Origin of the sequence: Methanosarcina sp. WWM596 (assembly GCF_000969965.1) — an archaeon.
GTDB lineage: Archaea > Halobacteriota > Methanosarcinia > Methanosarcinales > Methanosarcinaceae > Methanosarcina.
Genome location: NZ_CP009503.1, coordinates 3,989,494 through 4,010,516, shown reverse-complemented (window position 1 = coordinate 4,010,516; position 21,023 = coordinate 3,989,494). Strand labels below are relative to the sequence as shown.

Below are 21,023 nucleotides of genomic sequence, written 5' to 3'. Positions count from 1 at the left end.
TTTATATTTCTCTGATGAAATAATAAATTATTTATATTTTGTACATTTTATCCAATAACTGTCTGGAAGTGCGAATTTCGTAATAGCGTAAATAAAAAAGTAATTATTGCCTGATTTGAACGAGATATCTAAGTATAATTTTCAGGAACTTTCGGGTGCTTAAATCCTGCAGACGGAATCTCTCCAGCAACAACCACATTTTAAAAAAGAAAAATCGAGGATTTTGTTGATTCGAAAAAACGTTTCTTTAGATGAAGTTCACCTCCAGAAACTTCAGCCTCTGCTGGACAAAAATGGAGGGAATTTAAGCGCAGCTGTAAGGGAAGTCATCGATCTGATTATTCCTGACCCCGAAAGCCATGGAACCTTTGAGGAATTAACCGGAAAAAAGAAATACTCTGAGGTAAGGGAACAGCTTATTCAGAGCGGCGAATGTGTAATGATGAACCAGAGGGCTATGAAGTGGCTTGTGAAAAGCAGTGCTGGCAAACTTATGGATGAGGATGTTGTCCTCGAACTGCTTAATCCTTACCTGCTCACTACAGTTTCTGAGTTAAAGGAATTCCTTAACACCAGCAGTAAAAGCATGGGCTGGAAAATAGAAGTCTCGTGTTCCTTCAAGGAAGAAGTCGAACCAGAATCCTTCACCATGGATTTCGTCGGGGGAGACAGGGATTTTCGTGACTTTGTTGTAGAGGCAGTCTGCATATTCCTTGCGTGTGGATTGAATTTTGACGTTGAAGCTGTACACCGGAAATCCAATTCAATTACCATATACCTGAGAAGTTTTTTCCGGCACGGTATGCAGGACAAAGCTCCTGGCGTGAGGAAATACTTCGGCTCTAAGGATGTCCTGTACAGGGAAATTGAACGAAAACCTGCTTTCTGGGTAACACTCGCAGATCTTTACAAAAAATTCGATTACCAGAGGGTAAATCTGGATAAGGACTTTTTTGAAGCCCTTGTAGCAGGAAAACTTCCTGATATGACAAAATATTTTGAGATTAAAGCTGGCCGTTCCCTCCATGAAATTCCTCTTTCGGAACTGCTTCCTCTCTTTAAATACCTTGTAGTTGCCTCACAGCTTGTCAGCGATGTGGAGATATATGCTGAGAAAGGAAAAGAGTGCATCAAAATCAGGCACGAATATTCTGATGAGGGTGTAGTTTTAAAGCTGATCCAGATGTTTTCCAATTTATTTGAGGCTGGCTTGCACAAATTCAGTGTAAGTTCTGTGTCCAAGCTCATAATATTTGATTTTTCTCTTCCTGACACTTCAATACGAGATGCTGTAAAAGTCTCTCCGGGTCTGGATTTTTAATGATAAATAATAACTTTTATATATATACATTGATCTTGTAAACCTGCCTGTAGTATTTAAGTTCATGGTGTGTTTGCACTTCAAGGCAGTTTGTGGAAAAACACTCTTTATAAAGCAGGGATATCCTTTGATTCGCAAAAATGTTTCTATGGAAGATGAATACCTTCAGAAACTGCAGCCTTTCCTGGATAAAAATAACGGGAACCTGAGTGCTGCAATCAGGGATGCAATAGAGCTTGCAGATGCTGCCCTCCAGGGCCATGAGTCCGTAGAAGATGCTCTGGAGTATTTTACACAGGGTTCAACAAAGTATCCTGAGATTCGTAATAGTCTGATTGAGAGCGGCGAATGTATATTAATTAGCCAGCTTTCATTCAGGTGGCTTATTGAAAATACCGATGGGATACTGGTAGATGATGAACTTGTAAGTGAACTTTTCAATCCGTATCAGATTAAGAACATTTCAGACCTCGTGGAGTATCTCAATACGCGCAGCCGGAATATGGGATGGGAAATTGAAGTTTCCAGCAACACCTTGGAGGAGGATAAAACCGAGGTAATTGTGCTTGAAAACGGGGATACCAGTTTAAGAGCTTTTCTTGGTGAGTTAATCTCTATTTTTCTAGGCTGCTATCTGAACTTTGACATTTCCTTTGTCCATCGGAAATCCAATTCGATTCGCATCTTTCTTAAGGAACACAGATCCGATATGGAGGTTCCTCCGGGGATTAGAAAGAATTTTGGAATTCTTGACTATACTTTTAAAGAAATTAGAAGCAAACCGGAGTTCTGGACCTCCCTGGTGGAAAGATACAGGTTGCAGAGGTATCAGCGGATAAACCTTAACAAGGATGTTTTTGAAACATTTCTTGCAGGGGAGATTCCTGATGTGACAAGCTTTTTTGAGGCGTCTGCAGGCAAGCCTATTCTGGAAATTCCGCTTTACGAACTGTTTGCCATTTCCAAAAAATTACTTTTTATTACCCAGCTTGCAAATGATATTGAAAGGACAGTTGAGAAGGGAAAGATACATATAAAAATTCGGCATCAATTTTCCGAAGAAATTGCTATTGCAAAACTTATAGCGCTTTTTTCAAAATTATTCCTTGCTGCAGGGCACGCATTTGAGGTCAGGACCGTATCAAATCTTATTATCCTCGAATTCAAGGAACCCTGTTCTTCATATCCTTCCAGCAACTGTAAATATTGAAATTTCTCTTCCTTCCTATTTTTCTCTTACTTAATTTATATTTTTTCCCACTTATCTGTGTAAACAGAATTCTGGATCTTTTGTTATTTTTCTTGTCTTTATTTCTTATGTTACGGTTTTCTTTCTTTTTTCTTCCTGGATTCTCCATCTCCATATATAATCTTTCCATTCTTTCATCTAACAAAAAAATTAATAAGTAGAAGCTACAATCTTATACTGAATTAGAAAAATGGATAAGTACGGGGACCAAGGAAAGTTCCAATTTCCTGTGCTTCCAAAAAGGGAAAAGAGGAAGTTCACTTGATAGTCCGCAAAAACATCTCGATTGATCAATGCTATATAGACAAATTAAAACCCTTTCTGGATAAAAACAGTGGAAACTTAAGTGCAGCGATAAGGGATTCTATCGAAATTGCCTCTCAGGCTCTTGATGGGAAAAATTATGAGAAGGGAGAAGATTCAAGTAAAACTTTAAAGAATGCCGAATCCCGTAATAAAATGGTTGAAGAAGAAGAATTTCTGCTTATCCATCATACCATGCTTGAGTGGTTTATTAAGAAAACTTCAGGTCTGCTTATTGAAGAATCAATTGTATACGAATTAATAAATCCATATACTATTAAAAAAATTCCTGATTTTGTTAGGCATGTAAACGCACTGAATGATAGAATGGGCTGGAGAATTAAAGTTGATGCTGAATGTACCGGAAGCCCGGAACCGGAAACTGTAATTCTGACCCTTTCAAACGGCAACCCCTGGTTCAGGGGGATACTCGCCCAGAACTTTGCCCTCTATCTGGCAAAGCAGATGAAACTGGATGTACAGGGGTTGTTCAACAGGTCAAACGTAACTAAAATCTATTTTAAGCGGGCCGAGTTTCTTAATTATGAAAAAATCCCAAAAGGGTTTGAGGAACATTTCGGGGCAATGGAAAGTACTTTTCAGGAGATCCAGAAAAGACCGGAGATCTGGAAAAATCTGGTCAAGATCTACAGACAGCAGAACTACCAGCGGCTCAACATGAACAAAAAAGTTTTTGAAGCATTTGTCTCAGGAAATCTTCCTTCAGTTGACGACATGGAGAGAGAATTCGAATTACTCGCAGGCAAACCCCCTGAGATTTTCACCCTTGCAGAGCATATAATGATTTTTAAAGAACTTTACCTTACTGACAGTATCGGAAGTGATATTGAAATCTGTATTGAGAGAGGCAGTGAATATGTTAAATTGATTCACGATTACTCCGATAGAAAAGTATGTGAACGCATCATACAGTATTACTCAAATATCTTCAGATCTATTGGTTATCCTTTTACAGTCGCTTCCAGCCCCCATATGATTGTTTTCGAATTCGGAAAAAATATGAGTCTTAGCCACATCTCCGAATCCGGATTCGCGGAGGCGGAGTTGGAACCTTCCTTTATGCCATGAGTTTTTTACCCGGACAGATAAATTCATATGTGGGAATTTCCTATCCTTTTTCATGAGTGATGTAATTCTGCTTTGGGACAATCCTCTCCTCTTTGAAAAACTGTTTATTGACTATGGGCTCGAGTGCAGCAGAGTGCTCTCAACGTCCCTTGGTACCCCTTATCTTCCTGCCTGTAAAATTCTTGTCCTGCCTACCGGTTTCGCAAATGAGCAGTATACGAAAACAGGTGTTGGGCTCGAACGCGGCAAACGTTCCCTTGAAAGATTTGTGGCAAAAGGAGGGACCCTGCTTGTCTTCAGCCCTCTGATCCCCGAATATGAGTATGAGTGGCTGCCTTTCTCTCTGAAGTATGTAATGGAAGAAAACCCTTGCACACCTCATCCTGTGGGCGAACACGATGCTCAGAAACTCTTTGAAAACATTATTCCCCCTGTAGGATGTGACGGCTACTTTTCAGAAACCAATGCCGAAGTTGTTCTCAAAGATGATAAAGGCAGGTCTATCATGGTCGTAAAAGAAATCGGGGAAGGCATGATTGTCGCAACCACAATCCATGAGCTGCCTGCAGCCGGGTTCTTTGAGTGCAGGGCCACATGTACGAAAAAAGTGAAGGTCTGAAAAGTGAAACCTTGATACCAAAAAATTCGCTCTGTAGAGACCAAAAGCTTCGCTTTGTGTACATAACCTGAATCTAATGTAACCTGAATCCATTGGTCATCGGTTAAGGAGTTTTCTTGCCCGAAAGCTATCGATTTTGTACTATAAATCGATCTCAAACTTTACCCTCTTTACCTAAAATCGATACTCTGCTCCAGCCCATATTATATTAAAATTTTAGATAACTGTTGTAGAAATAGGGCAATTTATTATGGTTCCTTTCTTAACCGAAGACACATGAACCTGAATCTAATGTAACCTGAATCTAATGTAACCTGAATCTAATGTAACCTGAAACTAAAAAATGCAGGAAAAATCCGCGTAAAAAGAACTTGATAATAAACATAAAGAAGGTTTTAAAGGGAAAACAAACAGCTAAGATGGCAGCCATTTTGTTATCCCTTATTTTATCTTCTTTACATTTTTATCCTTTTTATACTGCTCTCTAAGTTTCTTGATTTCTTCTGCTTCATTTTTCATCCTTATTACAAAAAGGCCGAAGCAGGGCTTTATGAATTGAAATATAATGGTATCTTTCGAAAAACCAACAGGAATAGCTGTGCCCAGAAGAAAAATACCTTTTATATCGTACCCTCCTGGTACCAGGTACACTTCCTCCGAATGTTCCTTAATTAGGTTTTCACACTCTTTGAGGGTTGCATTTTTCAGGAGGATCTCATAGTCAAATTCGCTTAAACATACCATTTTTGTACCTTTTATGATTTTTTTTTTTCTTAAATTAAACCGGAAAGATTCTGATAGCTGTCACTGCCTCAAATGATCTCAATTAAATATATCTACAAATTTAAATTACGGGGGGATGATATATAGAGATAGTCCATTCTGAAAAGAGTAAAAGAGGGCTCGAGTAAAAGAGGGCTCGAGTAAAAGAGGGATCTGTAGAAATCAAAGGGCTCTGTAGAGAGCTCTATAGGAATCCTTAATTTAATCCAAATTATTTCTGCAACCCTTTTGCGTGTGGGGAGATTGAACCGTTTTAAGATCGATCTCAACAAGTTTAATACATAAACTGGTGTAACATGTAATGGTTAATCAGACCTTAGGGGATTGAAACACGGAACTATGATGAATATGTTGAATTAAAAAGTTTCCCCGGTTTCACGGATTTCCGCCTAAATATCAATTGCAAAGGTTGAAATTCAGGATTAGCCATATCCCATTCTTATAGATAATATACGTTATAGTAGACATCAGAAATAATACATCAGATAAAATACGTGAGAGATGAAATGTTATGACCGTCGCAAAAGTCCTCCTCATGATGGGGTGTCCAGAGGTCCCGATTCAAACCAGCATTGCTCTGTATCTTTCCCATAAGCTGACCAACACGGGTTTCGATGTAACCGTTGCCGGGACAGGTGCAGCAACCCAGCTTTTGAAGGTCTCTGATTCCGACGGCTATTATGCAAAAAAGCTGGCAAATCTTGATAATACTATAGAGGACATTATTGAGAAAAAAGCGGATTTCGACATATGTTTTGCTTTTATGCATAACGATGCCGGAATGACCTATGCTGCGACTATGAGTGCCATTTCTCAGGGAAAACTGTACTCTATAGTCTTTGGCAGAAATGCCGAGGCTCTGGCTGAAACCATCGAGTTCGATTGTGATAAGATCGTCGCAAAGGACGTTCACAACCCCGTTCGTCTCAAGAACAAGCTGGACAAAGTGGTGGAGGAGATAGTCAAATGAGCTGTATTGAGCAGATAAAGTACGAGATCCTCCTGGATAAGACGACCTACAAGGATGCTAGAGAGTACATTGTGAATCACTCGGACGAGATTTACTATGTATCCCCAGGCTACAAGATTTTCAAGGACTACCACATAATAGGAGTACCTCCTATTGCTCTGGGGGCTAAGGGTAATGCTCTGATCTTCACTTACACAAAGCCCTGCTATGGAACTTTTGTCCTGACCGTAGATAACGAGGACAGCATTAAAGAGATAGGTCGTCTCAGAGAGACGGAGACAGAAAAAGTAAAGGCTTCTTTGAAGAAGGGCAAACCTCCTGAGAGCCCGAAGGCATCCTCTGGCGGTTACCTGGATATGTGGAAAAAAAAATTATAAGGGGTTTCCCTGAACAAGACAACAGAAAAGGGTTGTCATAGAAAAGGGCTGCCATAGAAAAAGGTTGCCATAGAAAAAGGTTGCCATAGAAAAGGGCTGCCATAGAAAAGGATTTCAACATAGGGGAACAGAGTTTTACCTCACTTTCCTCTAAGTTGACATCAAAATCGAGGTTTATACTTTTCTACTTTTTATTCTTTCTCTATTACAAGGTTTTTGACCCTGATCCCACTTTCCACGATTTTTCCTACGATTTTTCCACCGGTAATCTCTGCAGCTTTTGCGGCATCTTTTTCCGGCAGGATGATCAAAAAGCCCATTCCCATGTTGAATGTCTTGTACATCTCAAGATCTTCGACTCCGCCTTCTTTCTGCAGGAGTTTGAAAATCTCCTGGGGCTCCAGAGGGTCATAAAAGTCAAAGCCAAGCTTTGTTACTCTTCTCAGTTTCAAAAGCCCGCTGCCTGTTATATGGGCAAGCCCGTGCACTTCACATGCTTTAAGGACATCAAGGACTTCTATATAGATCCTTGTGGGTTCAAGAAGGTCGTCTCCTATGGTTTTTGAACTATCATAGGGGCAGGGATCATGGTAAGAATATCCGGATTCCTCTATGATCTTTCTCACCAGAGTGTAACCGTTACTGTGGACCCCTGTACTCGGAATACCGACAATTACATCCCCTATCTGGACCTTTCCTCCTTCAATAACATCCTCTTTTTTGACAAACCCAAGGCAGGTGCCTGCAAGGTCAAAACCTTTTATGATATCAGGTAGGGTTGCGGTTTCCCCGCCTACAATGGACATCCTTGATATTCCGGCTCCTTTCAGCAGCCCTTCTCCGATCTGTGCTGCAAAGCCCTCTTCGTGCTTTTCCAGGGCAAGGTAGTCCACAAAGGCTACAGGTTCAGCCCCTATGGCAAGGAGGTCGTTGACGTTCATTGCGATACAGTCTATTCCCACGGTGTTCCAGCGCTGCATTTCGTTTGCAATAAGGACTTTTGAGCCAACCCCGTCTGTTGTCATGGCAAGGGCATATTCTCCGAAGTCCAGAAGCCCTGCATAGTGACCTATCCCTGTAAGGGGGGCTCCAATTCCTTTTCGAACATAACTCAGTTTGTCGATCAGGGTTCTGACGGTTTTTTCTTCCTCTGTGATATCCACGCCCGAATCCGCGTATGTTAGGTGCTTTTCGCTCACTCTCTTACCCATCCTGCCTGCTTCATATCTGTTTTTCAATTCCATTTCCATTGTAGAGTTCGAATTCATCATGCAGGGTTTTGACTGCGGCAAATGCGTCATCTTCCCCTACTACGAAAGAGATATTGTACTGGGAAGATCCCTGACTGATCATTATAATATTAATCATTGAATTTCCAAGTGCCCCGAATACCCTTTTTGCCACTCCCGGGGTTCCTGCCATTCCTGCACCCACAACCGCAACTACACAGACATTTCTATCAGAAGTAATTTCCTTTACAATTTCACGGTTGAACTCAGCATGGAGGGCGTTTAATGCAGGCTCCACATGCGCCTCACTGACAACGAAAGAGAGGTTGGACTCGGAAGACCCCTGGCTGATCATAACGACATTTACTCCTGCCTTTGCAAGTGCGGTAAAGAGCCTTGCAACAGTTCCGACTGTTCCTGCCATCTCGGCGCCTGCGATGTTGATGAGGGCCACATTTTTGATCAGGCTTACCGCTTTTACCACGTGTTTGCACTGGAATTTCTCTGACACCACGAGTGTACCCGGGAACTCCGGGTCAAAGGTGTTCTTGACACGTACGGGAATATGTTCGCGCATTGCAGGTTCAATGGTGCGCGGGTGCAGCACGTTTGCCCCAAAATAAGAGAGCTCCATGGCTTCTGCATAGGAGATCTGCGGGATGGTCTTTGCTTCGGGCACGATTCTTGGATCCGTTGTCATGATCCCATTAACTTCTTTCCAGAGCCAGATCTCGTCGGCTTTCAGGGCTGCGCCAAGGATAGAAGCCGAGAAGTCAGACCCGCTTCTGCCAAGAGTGGTGATTATCCCTTCTTCATTTTCCCCTATAAAGCCTGTGACCACAAGAACATGGGACTCAATTCTGCACCCAAGTCTCTTTGATACAAGCTCGTATGTCTTTTCAAGAGGGCGGGCATTTCCGTAATCCGATGAAGTTACAATCCCTGCTTCTCCTCCTGTGTATTCGATTGATGAGATCCCAAGGGAGCGGACAGCACCTGAAACGATCGGAGTCGCCAGCCTTTCTCCGTAAGAGGAGATATAGTCGATTGACCTGTGGGTAAGTTCGCCTAGATAGCAGATCCCGATCAAAGCTTTTTCGAGCTCTTCAATCCTGAGGTCAAGGATCTGGAGGACGTCTTTTGCGACATTTGGGTCGTCAATGGCATCCCTTACGGCTTCACGGTGTTTGTTTGTAAGCTCTGTTTTAAATTCTTTTACAAGCGAAACCTTACCTTTTGTTGAGGCCAGGCGAGCATTTTCCAGAAGCCTATCGGTTACTCCACCGAGTGCCGAGGTTACCACCACGATCTGGTTGCCTTCTTCATAGTATTTTTTGAGGAGATGGGCAACGTGACGGATTTTTTTTCCGTCTCCAACGGAAGTTCCTCCAAATTTCATTACAATTTTCATGATCAGATCACGTTTTAGCATTAAGTCTGATATTTTAACATTTTTTCTTTTTGTATCATGTTAGTCTTAGTATTTTGTTTAATTAATTTTGATTATCTTGATAAGTATTCAGGTTAACCTGATATTAGCACTGATTATAATTTGAGAGAATCTGAGAGAAACCCTGTTACGCTTACAGGTCGCTTCTTTATATATATTCCTGCCTGTAAAGAACAGCATGCTCCGGCTCTCCTGCTGCTTAATATATTTTAAGCTGAGAACCTGTCGTGTATAGGATATGGATACTATATTATAATGTTTGTGTAAAATGGGTATAAGAATTTAAAAGTTAGGATCGGCAGAAAAAGCTTGCTGGTAGATGCCAGTAAAATTCCGCGGCAGGTATTCGGTAGAAAGTGATATATTTTATCTGCAAGATGAAAGGAGTAAAGTAGTTGGAAAAAGGTGAAGCAATGAAATATGCCATACTTATAGGAGACGGAATGGCGGATTACCCGATAGAGAAACTGGGTGGCAGGACTATTTTACAGGTAGCCCGAACACCTGCTATGGATTCCATTGCCGAGCGCGGAAGGACCGGGCTCGCACAGACCGTACCTGATGGTTTTCCTCCCGGAAGCGACGTTGCAAACATGTCAATTCTCGGGTACGATCCGGCAACCTATTACTCAGGAAGAGCTCCTCTGGAAGCTGCGAGTATGGGAGTAGCTCTTGAAGCTGACGATGTGGCTTTCAGGTGTAATCTTATTACCATCGAAAAAGGAATGATAAAAGACTATAGTGCAGGGCATATAAGCAGTGATGAAGCAGAAATTCTTATCGATACGCTTGATTCCGAACTCAGGACCGAGAACGTCAGGTTTTATCCGGGCATAAGTTACAGGCACCTTATCGTTGCCAGGAATGACATGGGAGCAGAAACGGAGTGCACGCCTCCGCATGATATTACAGGAGAAAGAAAGGACGATTATCTTCCCAGAGGAAAAGACGGAGAGTTTTTTTCGGGGTTGATTGAGGCATCTACGGTTGTTCTGGAACTGCATCCTGTTAATCTGAAAAGAGTACAGGAGGGTAAAAATCCGGCAAACTCTATCTGGGTCTGGGGACAGGGTTATGCCCCGAAGTTCAGGTCTTTTCAGGAACTTTACGAGAAAAAAGGAGCTATTATTTCAGCAGTGGATTTGCTCAAAGGCATTGGAATCTATGCAGGGCTGGATGTAATTGAAGTCCCGGGAGCAACCGGTTATCTGGATACCAATTATGAAGGAAAAGCCAGTGCAGCTATTGAATCCCTGAAAACCAGGGATCTTGTCTTCGTTCATGTTGAGGCTCCTGATGAGGCAGGACATGAAGGAAGTATTGAGAAAAAACTGAAAGCAGTTGAGGATTTTGACAGCCGGATAGTTGCTCCTATTCTAAAACACGCCGAAGCTTCAGAGGAACCGTTTACGATTCTTGTACTGCCTGACCATCCAACGCCGGCCTCGATAAAAACTCATACAAGGGACCCTATTCCGTTTGCGGTTTACAGAACTGATAAAGTCGATCCGGATGGTGTGGAAACCTTCGATGAGGAAGCGGTCAAAAATGGTTCTATGGGTCTGGTAAAAGCCTCTGATCTAATAGGAATGCTTGTAAAAGGCTAAAAGGCCCTTTATTCAGGCTTTTTATTTTATTTTTCAGGTTCTCCTTCCTTCATACATTTTGGTGAAATTTCCTAAGAAAACATATATATCCTTTCTCAATATATTCAGAATAGCGCATACATATCTGCATCAGTTTTTTAATTAAGGGGGAATATAAGATGAAATGGCCTGCTAAGAGATCATTTTCAGGACCCGCACGCTGGGATCCTTTTGAAGAGATTAGAAGGACACAGGAACGCTTAAACCAGCTTTTTGAAGACTTCATGCCAATGGAAGAATGGGGAGGTGGAAAAGTATACACTCCTGCCATTGACATCAAGGAAGAAGAAGACAAACTTCTGATCACCACAGACCTGCCGGGGATTAATAAAGAAGACGTGGAAATTAATCTCAAAGAAGACATGCTTGAGATCAGCGCAAAGTCCGGCAAGGAAAAGGAAACCGAAGAAGAAGGGTACCTGCGCAGGGAAAGAGCATATACACAATTTTACCGTGCTGTCCGCCTGCCTGCCAATGTCAAAGAGGAAGGATCTACCGCAAAAATGGAAAACGGTGTCCTGACAATATCACTACCAAAGGCGAAAATTGAAGAGCCAACGAAGAAAATAGAAATTGAGTGACCCTCCTGATTGCAGGAAGGTGACTTTTGTTGTAACAGGGACTGCGAAAAAACTCGCAGTCTTTTACTTTCATTTTTTTTCTTCTTGCTCGTTTATCTTTCCAGTCATTTTCCCTTTTATCAATTTATTTACGACTGATTTGCTGTTTTTCTCATCTGTTGCTTTTAATTTACTTTTTCCTGATTTTACCTTTTTCAGAAAAGGTTTCGATTAAGGCTCAGGTATAGTGCGGGAAAATATACTTAATTTCCATGGGTTTCTCCCCTTCTTCGTCTTCTTCATCCGAGAATTCTTTACTCTTCCGGGCTTCGGCTCTTGCAAGTTCTGGATGCTGCTTTAGAAATTCGATGGAATACTTTGTTGTTTCCATGGATGATGATTTGAAGGTTTCATCGATCTCTTCCCTGCTGAATTGCCCGTGGTAAAGTAGAAGTTGAGTTACTTTTTCCCGGGTTGCCTGGGGCTCGTTTTCATAGTCCAGGGAAGTGTATAATTTGCTTGTAATAATTCTTAAGACGCGAGATTTGACGCGAGATTTGCCTCGATGACTTTCTTTAAAATCAAAAGGGCTTTTTTCTTTTATTTTCTGTATGATTTCACTCAGGTCGTACTGGCTCATACTTAACACCCCTTAATAACTTGGTTTGAAATCTATATAAAAATTTTTAAATATTCTTCTGAAAAGACACTTCATAAACAAAATAAAGTAAGAAACAAAGTGAAAAGTGCGGCATCAGGAAATTGTTCTCATCATCTTTTGCTCAGCTGGGGTAACTCTCATCATCGCCGCAAAACTCAGTATATCGGTGGTCTTATTTATGGTTACTGCCTTTACTGCTATAAATTATTCGTTTACAGGATCGTTTCCATAACCCTGTTAAATGAGCCGGATTCATAGAAATCACATTTTATCATTTTAATCAGAGCCCGACATTCTAAATTATATTAAATCTCTTATTAACTCTATAACTTATAATTTTAAAACTTTGAGGAAGCCTCTTGAAATTTGAAGCAATTGCCGTAGAAAAGATCCCCCTGATACAGAAAGGGGATGATCTGCCCTCCATCATCTGTGAGAGAATTGAACTTCAGGACAGAGACATTGTTATTATTGCCTCAACCATTGTTGCAAAAGCCGAAGGGGAAATCTTCAGGCTCGAAGACATCATCCCCGGGGAACAGGCTCTTGAGGTCGCAGCCCGGACAGGGAAAGATGCACGCTTCATCCAGGCTGTTCTTTCCAGGAGCAGGGAGGTCTTTGTTGAGGCGCCTTTTATGCTCGTGACAACACTTGCAGGGCATACCTGTGTAAACGCAGGGATTGACGAGTCCAATATTGAACACGGATTTTTGCTTTACCCTCCCGAAAATCCGGATACCAGTGCCTCAAAACTCGGAGAACAGCTTGAAAGGCTTAGCGGGAAAGAGTTAAGCGTCATTATTACGGACACAAACGGAAGAGCCTTCAAGATCGGACAGACCGGAGTTGCGATAGGGATTTTCAAAATAAAACCAATAAAACGCTGGATCGGGGAAAAGGACCTTTTCGGAAAAATTCTGGATATTACAGAAGAAGCAATTGCTGATGAGCTTGCAGGTGCTGCCAATCTTTTGATGGGAGAAGGAGCAGGTGGGATTCCCGTCGTAGTCATTCGCGGGCTAGATTATTACTGTGAAGGGAATGCGCTTATAAATGAGACATACCGCCCTGAAACTCTGGATATTATCAAAAAAGGGCTTCGAAATTTGCAGAAAAAAAATTGAAAAGCAGGTCTTTAAAGATTTACATGTTGAAAAGAAGGTCTTTAAAGATTTACATGTTGAAAAGCGGGTCTTTATATATCGGCATGAATATGTTTTCAGGACCGTGGGTTTATTCCCTGTTGACATTCTCGTTTTTCAGCTTAAAGGGGATATATTCCACTTCCACACCTGCGCTCTTGAAAAAATCAAGGGAATCGGTGTCAGGATAAGGTGTTGAGTATACTACCCTTTTAATTTTTGAGTTTATGAGCATTTTTGCACACAGAATGCAGGGCTGGTGCGTACAGTAAAGGGTTGCTCCGGCAATGCTGACCCCATGGATTGCAGCCTGGATAATGGCGTTCTGCTCCGCATGCACTGCCCGACACTTCTCATGCCGCGTGCCTGAGGGAATATTTTCAATGTCCCGAATACATCCTATCTCAAGGCAGTGTTCCATGCCGCTTGGAGCTCCGTTATATCCGGTTGAAAGAATGCGTTTATCCCGGACGATTACTGCTCCTACGTTGTTCCTGAGGCAGGTTGCCCGTTTGCCTACCACGAAGGCGATTTCAAGGAAATATTCGTCAAGGGAAGGTCTTTCTATCATGATTTTTAATGAACAGTAACTGGTATATATAGTTGTAACGTTAAAACTTGTATCACTTTCAACAATAAATTTTAAATGTAATGAATTAACGCTATATAGAGAAATAATTGTTTTTCGAGGAATAATTAATATAATCTATAGAATATAGGACTGAAAGAATCAACTTTCTACACTATATGGAATGTGGCACATTTCTTCCCGGAACCAGAGTTCGAAAAGGGCTGATGATTTTAAGTTACCATGCACGTTCTGAACGATAATTCTGGATGGTTTTGGAATGTGGTGCTGGAATATGGTGCTGGAATGTGGTTCTGGAATGTGGTGCTGGAATGTGGTGCTGGAATGTAAATCTGGACACTTCCGTGTTACTAATCTGAATGTTTTCCGGATTGTAGACCCGGAATAAATAAGCTCGGATAAGTTCTAAAAAATAGATGCATTCATCCGGAGTATTTAATTATGGCAACAGGTTTGACCGAATTTTTAGATAATTTCGTGAAAAATCACGATAATCGCCAGTTGCTGGCAATCCCCCTTGCAGTACTTGCAGTTTCTTTAGTTGTACTGCTGGTTTCCTTTGCAAGCAGCGGGTCGCCGGTAACCCTGGGAATGGAGTTCCAGGGTGGTACCCAGATTTCGGTAGAGACGACCGATTCCCCCGCTATGCTTGAAGAAATATACTCTTCTTATCCCCTCAAGGATGCTCGGCAGACCGGAAACAGGGTTAGCATGCAGTTCGGGGTTATGGATAACGAAGAACAGCGCCAGCTTGAAGAAGATGTAATGGGCCGCTATTCTAACGTGGAAATCAAACAGATAGGGCCCGTTTACGGCCAGGAACTGCAGGTTCAGGCTCTTCAGGCTCTTTTTATATCCTTTATAGGAATGTCCATTGTGGTTTTCCTTATTTTCCGGAGTGTTACACCTTCTTTTGCAGTGGTGCTCTCTGCTTTTTCAGACATCACAATTGCCGCTGCTTTCATGCGGGTTGCAGGGATCTCCCTTTCCCTTGGAACACTTGCAGCTCTGCTTATGCTCATCGGTTATTCCGTAGACAGTGACATTTTGCTAACAAACAGGTTACTCAAACGCCGGGGTACGGTGGGGGAAAAAGTTTCAAGGGCGATGCAGACAGGGATTACCATGACCACAACAACCCTTGCAGCCCTTGTGGTTATGTATGTGGTTTCAACTTTCCCCTATCTGATAATCCCCTCATTCACACAGATTACCCTGCTTTCGCAGATCTCAAGCGTATTGATCGTGGGACTTCTAGCAGATATTATGAACACCTGGCTTCTCAATGCAGGGATCCTGCGGTGGTATGTAACGAAACCCGAATTCAGAGGGAGGTATAACAGATGAGTGATAAAAAAAGCCTCTTTAAAAATGTAAGAGTTATCATCTTCATACTTGCTATACTTGCCTCTATTGTGGTTATCCACCCGGGTTATAATTCTGCAGAAGGGGCAACCACTAACCTGAACTACGGGCTTGACCTTGAAGGAGGCTCCTGGCTTCAGATCAAATTGCAGGGAGCTCTCGCCCAGGTAGATGCAGATTCTGGTATGATAGTCAGTCAAATGGTAGAACCTGTCATTGGCGCCCCTATCCAGATCACAGATAACAATCTGGATGTCAGTGGAGGGAGTCCATCAGAAAAGTCCATTACATTCACAACTTCCTTTCCGGTTAGCGCATCCCAGCTTGAGCTTCTGGACCTTGGCAGTGTGAGCGTTGATAGGCTGAACCAGGAAACGACCCAGGTAACTATCACTACCAGTAAAGAAACCCTGATCCAGGCTTATCTCTCAAAAGCTTTTGATGCAGAAGTGCTTCCGATCAGTACTGAAAATGGTATTGTCTATGAAATCCGGACCGAAGTCTCAGAAGAAGAGCTTTCAGCTGTTATGAATAAAGTTGGAGGCACAATCCTCAAGAATGAAGACGGGACCTCAACATATAAAGAAGGAGTCAGCACCGATACGAGGGACCTGACCAGAGAAATTCTGAATGACAAACTTAACTCCCTTGGCTTGAAGGACATTCCTGTCAGGACTGTTGGAGAAGACTATATTCTCATCGATTTTGCAGGGATCGACCTTGCAACGGCAAAGGATATTGCTGAAAAGCCCGGGAAATTTGAGATCCGTGTACAGACTACAGGAAACGAGACTCAGCACGTTCTTTATGGAGATTCCATCGTAAACGTGGGGATTCCGACTTTCCACGATAATCAGTGGCACACTCCTTTTACCCTGAATGAAGAAGGAGCACGGGCTCTCCAGAAAGTTGCAATCGAGACAGGGGCTACGGACAGTCCCGACAGTCACTACCTGAACATGTATCTGGATGAAAATAAGATATATGGGGCTCCCCTTAGTTATTCTGCAGCTGCCAGACTGAAAGAAACTCCCATATACTCCTGGGAGGCTTCCACAGGTACCGATGAGGCAGCCAAAACTGAAGCTTCGATGCTCCAGATTCACCTCAGGGCAGGGGCTCTACCTGTAAACGTGGTACTTGTAGGTTCAGGACACGTTGATGCAACCCTGGGAGCACAGTTCAAAACCGAAGCAGTCATAGCAGGTTTACTCTCCCTGATAGCAGTTGCTGCAGTTGTTTTCCGCAGGTACAAGAGACCCGAAATCCTGGTGCCAATGGTCGGGACTTCCATCAGTGAAGTCATTATGATCCTTGGAGTTGCAGCAGCCATTGGCTGGCAGCTTGACCTTGCAGCAATTGCAGGTATCATTGCTGCAATAGGGACAGGTATTGACCACCTTGTAATTATCACAGACGAGGTGCTTTATGAAGGCAAACTTCCTCCAACAAAGGTCTTCATTTCCAGGATTGGGAAAGCCTTCGCAATCATTTTCGGGGCCGCCGCCACAACGATCATTGCCATGTCTCCTCTGGTAGTAATGGGCTTTGGAGCCCTGAAGGGGTTTGCCATCACTACTATCATTGGTGTTTTCATTGGTGTGGTTATTGCAAGACCTGTTTACGGTGTGGTTATCAAGGAACTGCTTGAGGCAGATGGGAGTGGCACCCAGGAAAGTATGGCTGAGTGAGTGCCTGGGAAAAGATAAAAATCCCTTAACAACCGAATATTCAAAAACTGAAAAACAAGGTGGAATTAATGCAGGATCTCTGGACTCTAAAATACAGGGCAGATGCCCTTAAAGGACTGCTCGGAAACGAACATGCCGTAAGGACACTTTCCGAACTGGTACAGTCCGGGACCCTGCCTCACCTTATTTTTTATGGTCCTGATAACTCAGGGAAGACAACGGCTTCTCTTGCCCTTGTCAGGCAGCTCTATGGGGATACCTGGAAAAACAACTTTGTATATTTTAATGCCTCGGACTTTTTCGACCAGGGAAAACGTTATCTTGTACGGGACAAACGTTTTGTCCGCTTTATTGGTACTGATGATCCGAAAAAAATCTACAAAAGCGTAATAGATATTTTTAAGGAAATCATTAACGAATATGCCGGTATAGCTTCCATTGATGCTGATTATAAGATTATCTATGTCGATAATGCAGAATCCCTGAGATCAGATGCACAGCACGCTCTCAGGCGGATCATGGAAAAGTACAGTGAAACCTGCAGGTTTATTCTTTCCACTACAAGGCCTTCCAAACTCATTTCCCCCCTCCGTTCAAGAGGTCTTCAGGTCTTTTTTACCTATGTTCCGGATTTTCTTCTGAAACCACATCTTGAGAGAATCGCCCTTGCTGAAAAGCTGAAACTTTCCGGCGGTGCACTTGATGCGATACTTTATCTGGCTAAAGGGAATGTTGCAAGAGCTGTCCAGACTCTCCAGCTTGCTGCCCTGAGGGCAGAAGGTGCTGAAATTACGGAAGAAATCGTGTATGAAGCTACCATGAAAGGCAGGGACGAAATTGTAGATGAACTGCTTGATGCGGCTCTTGCAGGGGAATTCTCCAGGGGGCGCCAGCTTATAGATAAAATGATTATTGAAAAAGGGCTTTCTGGAACTGATATCCTTGAAGGGCTTTCCGAAGCTCTTATAGACTCAGGAGAAACCGATGCCGATGTTGCTCGCTATATTATTAAAATCTCAGAAACCGATTCCAGGCTTACAGACGCCGCCAGTGAAAGAATCCAGCTCGAAAAATTAATTTCTACATTTTCCTGATTTATCTTAGAGCGTGTCTCAAAATTAAATTTGATTCTACAATGGTGACAGTAATCATCATTTGAACTGAAAAACGGTGTCATTAAACTGTTAAATGTCTAAAGTGTAATTTTTAACCATAATGTCTAATGTATTTGTTTCATACATCGAGCGAGTAAGCCTGATGTAATAAATTTACAGTCTGAATTTAAAGTCAGCAATGACCACTATCCAAATGTAAAAATGGTGTAACTATTCAAACAGCCTCTTAGAAATCAAATAGTTTCTTCTCTTCTTTTTTCCTATAATTTATTTTAAATGTTGAGGATATCCTTTTATACTTTTCCCTCATTTCATTCTATTCTCGGTATATTATATATAAATGCTTCTACAAGCTATCCTATCCAAATAACAAAATATATATACTATATTCTTTTAAATACTTTCTGAATAGCAAATTATATATACAATTAGTTTTTATCATTTATTGTAAGTGGACCAGAAATTCATGCTTCTCAGGAGTTTAGGGGCTCGAGTATACTTTCTTAAAGAGTACAGACCTGAGATTTCAGGATACATCTTAAATGGTGTGCCTGTACTTTCCATAAGAGGGTTCTGAGCCTATATTCCCTCGAGTAGAAGCCGGATTCGGGTCTTCTAGAACAAATCCACAAAAATCCCTTCATTGCTCCCTGAATAATCCCTCTTTTCAGGGAGATACTTCTCATGAGGCAGAATTAAACTTTAGCTTCATTTAAAAAAACGAAGTATTCTGCCTGATTTAATAAAAGTATTGTCTGCCTGATTTCATTTTCAGGCAGACTTCTGGTTAAACCTTTTTTGCGGTCTCTTTCAGTATTTTTCAGTTTCTTTCGGTATTTATGGTCTCTTTCAGTACTTGTAGCGCTTTACCGAGTGATACAGTATCACTACAAAAAAAGCGACTATTACCAGCAAGAAACTGAAAAAGCCCACCGGGTCCCATACAAAGCCTATTCCTGCTCCTCCTTCTCCCCAGGAAACGAGTACAGCTCCCTGGAGCACTGTGGGAATAACCACACAGGCGAAAGCAAGGACGAAGATAAATACAATATCAAAGACCTCTACAAAGATGTTCTTTTCTGCCATATCTTCTGCCTCCTCAATCGTAGTATTTGAACTCGAACATGTGGTTCTTTATCGAGTTGCGTACACTCAGACAGCCGATGGTTTCTATTAAGACCAGCAGACCTACGAAGATCACGTAGAGGTAAAAAAAGTTTCCAGCAATCTCCCAGGTTTCGGAAAGGATCTTGTAAAGGACGAATCCTTCCACGCTTACCAGCAGGGTAAGCATGCCGAGGACAAGGACGGTGTCTCCGTTCAGTTTGCTGTGGTACTTTTTTTCAAGGGCAGGGTCATTCGTCTCCAACACCCATCACCTCCTTTCCTATCCTTGTATTTTCCGAACCTTCTGGTGCGGGCCAGCCCATTTCAGTCCAGTTATTTTCTATGTTTGAACTCTTGTGCCTGTGACTGAAATAGAAGTACGCAATACCGTAGAACACAAAGGCGAAGATCAGGTTATACTTGTAGCCCCAGAACAACGTTGAAAGAATCGTAATCGCGATTGCAATTGCAAAATAGGCGATATACGGCTGAAGAGGGGCTACAAAGGGACGCACTTTGCTTGTTGTTTCCGGGAAAAGGTTCCTGAAGCGGATCAGGGAGAAGGGGATCAGGACATAACAGAGCAGTCCCGAGATGATGGAGAAGGTAATGACCTGGTCCAGGAATCCGCTAAAGGCAAATCCGATTGCAACAGGTACGGTGAAGATCACAGCCCTGTAAGGGGTATTGTACCTGGGGTGCACTGCCGAGAACCAGGACGATACATAGTTATCTCTGGAAAGTGCAAACCAGGAGCGTGACGAGTCACAGACACAGCCGTTGGCACTTGCAACGCAGGTCAGGAACGTCCCCAGTCCCAGGAGGGCAATGAAGATAAAAATACCACTGTTCTGGGCCGCTTCAAAGAGCGGATAAACTGAAACACCCAGCATGTCCGCAGGAATCAGCACTGAGCAGAGGTAGAGGGTCATTGCTGCTCCTATGAGCAGGGTGATCATTCCGGCCTGTTGTCCCAGAGGCACTGCTCTTGCAGGGTGCTTGCACTCTTCGGCACACATTGCTGCTCCTTCTATTCCCAGGTAGAACCATGGCCCGAATTGCAGAGCTGCAAAGAGACCTATCATTCCATTTGGCAAAGCTCCCTGGAACAGGTATTCGGGGTGGATCTCTATTGCTCCAAAAGCGGTTGAGAAGAAGAAGGCCACTATTGCAATGAAAGCTATCATGGTCAGGACGAAGTTAAGGGTTAAAGCCGCAACGACGCCGCGGTAATTGATAAAGGTCAAAAGTGCAATAACAAGCAATGTTACAGGGAAAACCTGCAACTCCGGGAAGATGCTCTGTGCGATGAATGCGACGACAATGGCGTCTGCTGCCTCAAGGGCGATATATTCCATGTACACCGCAAGACCTACACTGGCAGCTGCCCCTGGTCCTATAAATAGCCTTGCCCAGTCGTACGGGCCTCCTGCAAGTTTGGTTGATGATCCGAGTTCACTGGCGCAGAGAGAAATCATGACATACATGGTTCCTGCAACCAGCATGGCAAGCAGGGATCCCAGAATTCCTCCTTTTGCGACGGTGAAGTTCCAGCCCATGTATTCCCCGACCAGCACGATCCCGACACCGAGGGCCCATACATGGAAAGGCCGCAAAGTCTTGACTAAGCTGCTGGATTCATGGTTTTCAGACATATTGTCTCAGCCCCTTTTTTTTGAAATCTTGCTGGCGTCCAGCAAGATCCAGGCCATCAGCCCAAAAGCCAGAAGATATATCAGTCCGTTTATAACAGTCCA

General features: G+C 42.7%; 21 protein-coding genes. 13 read left to right on the top strand and 8 right to left on the bottom strand.

Annotated elements, in window-relative coordinates:
* Window positions 1–226: 226 nt before the first annotated feature.
* The 4 genes from MSWHS_RS17685 to MSWHS_RS17665 all read left to right on the top strand — a co-directional run bounded on the left by MSWHS_RS17685 (window position 227) and on the right by MSWHS_RS17665 (window position 4,581).
* Window positions 227–1,321, top strand: a complete 1,095-nt coding sequence (locus MSWHS_RS17685; RefSeq protein WP_048130029.1) for a hypothetical protein — start codon at window positions 227–229, stop codon at window positions 1,319–1,321.
* Window positions 1,322–1,469: 148 nt separating this feature from the next.
* Entirely contained in the window at window positions 1,470–2,531 is a 1,062-nt protein-coding gene (locus MSWHS_RS17680) for a hypothetical protein (RefSeq protein WP_048159492.1), read from the top strand.
* 300 nt (window positions 2,532–2,831) lie between these two features.
* Window positions 2,832–3,962, top strand: a complete 1,131-nt coding sequence (locus tag MSWHS_RS17670) for a hypothetical protein (RefSeq protein WP_048130026.1) — start codon at window positions 2,832–2,834, stop codon at window positions 3,960–3,962.
* Between the two features lie 52 nt (window positions 3,963–4,014).
* Complete coding sequence (locus tag MSWHS_RS17665; RefSeq protein ID WP_048130025.1) at window positions 4,015–4,581, top strand: hypothetical protein; 567 nt, start codon at window positions 4,015–4,017, stop codon at window positions 4,579–4,581.
* A 441-nt stretch (window positions 4,582–5,022) separates the two neighbouring features.
* Here the strand turns inward: MSWHS_RS17665 and MSWHS_RS17660 are convergent, their stop codons facing one another.
* Complete coding sequence (locus MSWHS_RS17660) at window positions 5,023–5,325, bottom strand: DUF1894 domain-containing protein (protein ID WP_048130024.1); 303 nt, start codon at window positions 5,323–5,325, stop codon at window positions 5,023–5,025.
* A 550-nt stretch (window positions 5,326–5,875) separates the two neighbouring features.
* Here MSWHS_RS17660 and MSWHS_RS17655 point away from each other — a divergent pair.
* Together MSWHS_RS17655 and MSWHS_RS17650 are read left to right on the top strand one after the other, a co-directional pair.
* The gene (locus MSWHS_RS17655) at window positions 5,876–6,334 is read left to right on the top strand and encodes a DUF1890 domain-containing protein (RefSeq protein WP_048130023.1); all 459 of its coding nucleotides are present in this window, start codon (window positions 5,876–5,878) and stop codon (window positions 6,332–6,334) included.
* Window positions 6,331–6,711, top strand: a complete 381-nt coding sequence (locus MSWHS_RS17650) for a DUF1894 domain-containing protein (RefSeq protein ID WP_048159491.1) — start codon at window positions 6,331–6,333, stop codon at window positions 6,709–6,711. Before MSWHS_RS17655 ends, MSWHS_RS17650 begins: the two co-directional genes overlap by 4 nt.
* Window positions 6,712–6,902: 191 nt before the next feature.
* On the opposite strand, the gene purM is transcribed toward MSWHS_RS17650, so the two are convergent.
* Window positions 6,903–7,910 carry a phosphoribosylformylglycinamidine cyclo-ligase gene (purM, locus tag MSWHS_RS17645; protein WP_048159687.1) on the bottom strand — a complete coding sequence of 336 codons (1,008 nt, stop codon included), beginning with the start codon at window positions 7,908–7,910 and terminating at the stop codon, window positions 6,903–6,905.
* Window positions 7,911–7,932: 22 nt separating this feature from the next.
* Window positions 7,933–9,351: an aspartate kinase gene (locus MSWHS_RS17640; protein ID WP_048130733.1), complete on the bottom strand. Its 1,419-nt coding sequence runs from the start codon at window positions 9,349–9,351 to the stop codon at window positions 7,933–7,935.
* 452 nt (window positions 9,352–9,803) lie between these two features.
* Between MSWHS_RS17640 and MSWHS_RS17635 the strand changes: the two genes are divergently transcribed.
* Window positions 9,804–10,997, top strand: coding sequence for a cofactor-independent phosphoglycerate mutase (locus MSWHS_RS17635; protein WP_048159686.1), 1,194 nt, complete (start codon window positions 9,804–9,806; stop codon window positions 10,995–10,997).
* Between the two features lie 158 nt (window positions 10,998–11,155).
* Entirely contained in the window at window positions 11,156–11,617 is a 462-nt protein-coding gene (locus MSWHS_RS17630; RefSeq protein WP_048130021.1) for an Hsp20/alpha crystallin family protein, read from the top strand.
* A gap of 217 nt (window positions 11,618–11,834) precedes the next feature.
* Here MSWHS_RS17630 and MSWHS_RS17620 read toward each other — a convergent pair whose 3' ends face one another.
* Window positions 11,835–12,236, bottom strand: coding sequence for a hypothetical protein (locus MSWHS_RS17620; RefSeq protein ID WP_231585512.1), 402 nt, complete (start codon window positions 12,234–12,236; stop codon window positions 11,835–11,837).
* 380 nt (window positions 12,237–12,616) lie between these two features.
* Here MSWHS_RS17620 and MSWHS_RS17615 point away from each other — a divergent pair, with 380 nt between their 5' ends.
* On the top strand, window positions 12,617–13,381 hold the full coding sequence (locus MSWHS_RS17615; RefSeq protein WP_048130019.1) for a coenzyme F420-0:L-glutamate ligase: 765 nt from the start codon (window positions 12,617–12,619) through the stop codon (window positions 13,379–13,381).
* 109 nt (window positions 13,382–13,490) lie between these two features.
* Here MSWHS_RS17615 and MSWHS_RS17610 read toward each other — a convergent pair whose 3' ends face one another.
* Window positions 13,491–13,970 carry a cytidine/deoxycytidylate deaminase family protein gene (locus tag MSWHS_RS17610; protein WP_048130018.1) on the bottom strand — a complete coding sequence of 160 codons (480 nt, stop codon included), beginning with the start codon at window positions 13,968–13,970 and terminating at the stop codon, window positions 13,491–13,493.
* Window positions 13,971–14,247: 277 nt separating this feature from the next.
* Here MSWHS_RS17610 and MSWHS_RS22125 point away from each other — a divergent pair, with 277 nt between their 5' ends.
* From MSWHS_RS22125 to MSWHS_RS17595, 4 genes are all read left to right on the top strand, one after another.
* On the top strand, window positions 14,248–14,376 hold the full coding sequence (locus tag MSWHS_RS22125) for a hypothetical protein (protein WP_255350473.1): 129 nt from the start codon (window positions 14,248–14,250) through the stop codon (window positions 14,374–14,376).
* Window positions 14,377–14,429: 53 nt separating this feature from the next.
* Window positions 14,430–15,335, top strand: a complete 906-nt coding sequence (locus MSWHS_RS17605; protein WP_048130017.1) for a protein translocase subunit SecF — start codon at window positions 14,430–14,432, stop codon at window positions 15,333–15,335.
* Window positions 15,332–17,044, top strand: coding sequence for a preprotein translocase subunit SecD (locus MSWHS_RS17600; protein ID WP_048130016.1), 1,713 nt, complete (start codon window positions 15,332–15,334; stop codon window positions 17,042–17,044). The genes MSWHS_RS17605 and MSWHS_RS17600 overlap by 4 nt, the downstream gene beginning before the upstream one ends.
* 68 nt (window positions 17,045–17,112) lie before the next feature.
* The gene (locus MSWHS_RS17595) at window positions 17,113–18,138 is read left to right on the top strand and encodes an AAA family ATPase (protein ID WP_048159489.1); all 1,026 of its coding nucleotides are present in this window, start codon (window positions 17,113–17,115) and stop codon (window positions 18,136–18,138) included.
* Between the two features lie 870 nt (window positions 18,139–19,008).
* Here the strand turns inward: MSWHS_RS17595 and MSWHS_RS17590 are convergent.
* From MSWHS_RS17590 to MSWHS_RS17580, 3 genes are read right to left on the bottom strand one after another with little or no spacing between them, the layout of a single operon-like run.
* Complete coding sequence (locus MSWHS_RS17590) at window positions 19,009–19,245, bottom strand: efflux RND transporter permease subunit (protein ID WP_048130014.1); 237 nt, start codon at window positions 19,243–19,245, stop codon at window positions 19,009–19,011.
* A gap of 13 nt (window positions 19,246–19,258) precedes the next feature.
* Complete coding sequence (locus MSWHS_RS17585; RefSeq protein ID WP_231585511.1) at window positions 19,259–19,531, bottom strand: monomethylamine permease; 273 nt, start codon at window positions 19,529–19,531, stop codon at window positions 19,259–19,261.
* Window positions 19,515–20,921: an APC family permease gene (locus MSWHS_RS17580; protein WP_048130012.1), complete on the bottom strand. Its 1,407-nt coding sequence runs from the start codon at window positions 20,919–20,921 to the stop codon at window positions 19,515–19,517. The genes MSWHS_RS17585 and MSWHS_RS17580 overlap by 17 nt, the downstream gene beginning before the upstream one ends.
* Window positions 20,922–21,023: the final 102 nt, after the last annotated feature.